Source organism: Acidomonas methanolica, from assembly GCF_004346035.1.
Classification (GTDB): Bacteria; Pseudomonadota; Alphaproteobacteria; order Acetobacterales; family Acetobacteraceae; genus Acidomonas; species Acidomonas methanolica.
In genome coordinates this window covers 1-2,818 of the sequence record NZ_SLZN01000080.1, presented here as the reverse complement: position 1 = coordinate 2,818, position 2,818 = coordinate 1, and the positions used below count along the sequence as shown (strand labels likewise).

Annotated in this window: 3 protein-coding genes; 2 read left to right on the top strand and 1 reads right to left on the bottom strand. The window is 64.1% G+C overall.

What is annotated here, in order from left to right; all coding sequences use genetic code 11:
• Positions 1-184 precede the first annotated feature (184 nt).
• Entirely contained in the window at positions 185-1,981 is a 1,797-nt protein-coding gene (locus EDC31_RS17420) for a relaxase/mobilization nuclease domain-containing protein (protein WP_042062219.1), read from the top strand.
• Between the two features lie 115 nt (positions 1,982-2,096).
• Positions 2,097-2,546, top strand: a complete 450-nt coding sequence (locus tag EDC31_RS17415) for a hypothetical protein (RefSeq protein ID WP_042062217.1) — start codon at positions 2,097-2,099, stop codon at positions 2,544-2,546.
• On the opposite strand, the gene EDC31_RS17890 is transcribed toward EDC31_RS17415, so the two are convergent.
• A partial coding sequence (locus EDC31_RS17890) for a type 2 periplasmic-binding domain-containing protein (protein ID WP_042062216.1) occupies positions 2,504-2,818 on the bottom strand: 315 nt, incomplete at its 5' end. The two genes, EDC31_RS17415 and EDC31_RS17890, sit on opposite strands and share 43 nt — an antisense overlap.

Below are 2,818 nucleotides of genomic sequence, written 5' to 3'. Positions count from 1 at the left end.
CTTCATGTATTCGACCGACATCAGGAAGAAGAAAAAGAGGAAGGCAAGATAAAACGGCCTGCCACGTCGGACGACGAAGCGCGGTCGCGCTTCGTCTTCTTGTGTGCATGGCGGGTCGGTCGTGTGCAGGGTTTTGGATTCTGGCCTACTTTCCTGCGGGGGTTTCCTGCACAGTAGGGTTGTGATGACCCGCGACGAGGATTTCCGCGTCCGTCCGGGCCGCATTCGGAGCAAGGGAAGCAGCGTCCGGCCTCGGACCTTTCTGGCTCAGGTGCTCCATGCCTCCCACCGCGCGGGCGGAGGGGCTGGCGGCAGCCCCGGAAAGGGAAAAGGCAGCAGTCCGCGCCCTGGCCCCTCGACCTTTGGGCGGGGCCATTCCCGGTTTGGCAGAAGCCGCCTGTTCGACGCCCATCGCCGCGTGACCGTCAAGGCCCGCGTGGTGCGACAGACCGGGCGCGGCGCGCGTCCCGGATCGCTGGCCGATCATCTCGCCTATCTGCGCCGCGATGGCGTCACCCGCGACGGCGAGAAAGCGCATCTGTTCGGGCCAGATGGTCAGGACGTGGATGCACAGGATTTTGCCGCGCGCTGCAAAGACGACCGGCATCATTTCCGTTTCATCGTCTCGCCCGAGGACGCGCCGGAGATGGCGGACCTCGACGGCTTTACCCGCGACCTCGTGACGCAGATGGAAGCCGATCTCGGCACACGGCTGGACTGGGCCGCCGTGTCGCACTGGAACACCGACAATCCGCATGTGCATCTGATCGTGCGCGGCGTGGATCAGGCCGGGGCCGATCTGGTGATCGCCCGCGACTATATCAGCCATGGCCTGCGTTCTCGGGCGCAGGATCTGGTGTCGCTGGAGCTTGGCCCGCGTGCCGAACATGAAATCGAAATGGCTCTCCGTCGGGACGTGACGGCGGAGCACTGGACCCGGCTTGATGCCGAATTGCAGCATCATGCCGATGATCTGGGCATCGTGGACCTGCAGCCTGAAGGCGGGGCCACTCATGACCTCGGGCAAAATGCGACGCATCGCGCCCTTCTCACCGGCAGGGCGCAAACGCTGGAACGCATGGGACTGGCCACATCAGCAGGACCGGGACGCTGGTCGCTCGCGCCCGGCATGGCGGACACGTTGCGTGAAATGGGGGTGCGGGGTGACATCATCAAAACCATGCACCGCGCCATGACGGAACGAAGCCGGGATCGGGTGATGTCTCCCGGCGATTACGTGATCTCGGGGCGTGATCAGCCCATCGCCTTGGCGGGGCGGTTGCTGGAACGCGGTCTGCACAACGAACTGACCGGCGAAGCCTATGCCGTGATCGACGCCACCGACGGGCGTTTGCATCATGTCCGCTTCCCCGCTGTCGAGGCGTTCCGCGACGCCCCGCCTGATGGCGGCATCGTTGAGGTGCGAACGGCGACCGGCAGGACAAGCGGGAAGGGTTATCTGGTGCTGTCCGCCCGGTCCGATCTGGACCTTGCCGCCCAGGTGAAAGCGCCGGGGGCAACATGGCTGGATCACCGGCTGGTAGAGCGCCAGCCGATGGACCTCGCCCGCAGCAGCTTCGGAGCCGAGGTGCGGCAGGCCATGCAGGAGCGCACCCGTCACCTCGCGGATCGCGGGCTGGCGTCATTCCAGCAGGATGGGTCCGTCCGCTATCAGCGCAACCTCCTGGCGACGCTGCGTCAGCAGGAACTTGATCAAGTCGGCGCAAAACTCGCGAAGGAAGGCGGGCTGGCTTATGAGCGCAGCATTCCGGGCCACTTCGTCACCGGCCAGTATGTGAAACGTCTCAGCCTGTCCTCGGGGCGCTTCGCCATGATCGACAATGGCCTCGGCTTCCAGCTTGTGCCCTGGGCACCGTCGCTGGAGAAACAGCACGACCGCTATGTCGATGGGGTCGCCCGCGACAATGGGGGAGTCGACTGGCGACATGACCGCAAGCGCGATCTCGGGATCAGCATGTGAACCACGCTGCCCGTTCCTTTTACGTCATGGTCCACCCCGATACGACAAACCCGATTTCGATCTTGTTTCTGAAAAAACCTTTCGGTCACATCATGGCTTTTCATGGAGGGTTTCCATGCGTGACCGCCTGAACGTCTCCCTGCCCGTCGCCATGATCTCGCAGATTGGCGATCTTGCCGCACGCCGGAAGGTGACGCGCTCCGCCGTGGTGGAAGCGGCGGTCGCGTCCTTGCTGTCTCCCGACAGCGCGGAGAAAACCGAAGCGGCCCTGACACGGCGGCTGGACCGGCTGACACGTCAGATGCAGCGCCAGGAGCGCGACCTGATGATCGCGCTGGAAACCCATGCCCTGTTCATCCGCTTCTGGCTGGGCCAGATGCCGCCCCTGCCAGCCGAGGCGCAGGCCGCCGCCAATGCGCTGGGGCAGGAACGCTTCGCCCGGTTTCTGGACACGCTGGGGCGACGACTGTCTCAGGGAAGGTCGTTCCGCGACGACATCCCGCTCGATATTCCCGCCATGCGTCAGACGTCGCCGACACCAGGGAAAGATGCGCCATCATCTTGAGGCAGCCGCGCCAATTCGATGAAACGGGCAACAACAGGATCGCATTTCCCATCCCGCCAGCATAGAGCGAGATCAAATGTCGCCGGGCCGCTTCCGTCCATGACCGGCCGAAAAACGACGCCATCCATTCTGATGCCCGTAGCGCCTTCCGTCACGAGCAGAATCTTATCCCCGTGGCGGGCCAGTGCCAGCAACCGATCGATGGCGGCGTCATGAACCATGATGCGTTCCGGCAGAATGCCATGGTACAACCCGAGCTTGCGAAGCTCCAT

What these genes read in the sequence shown, in the direction of transcription:
- EDC31_RS17415 (WP_042062217.1), top strand. Translation starts at nt 2,097, where the DNA reads ATGCGTGACCGCCTGAACGTCTCCCTGCCCGTCGCCATGATCTCGCAG.
- EDC31_RS17420 (WP_042062219.1), top strand. Translation starts at nt 185, where the DNA reads ATGACCCGCGACGAGGATTTCCGCGTCCGTCCGGGCCGCATTCGGAGC.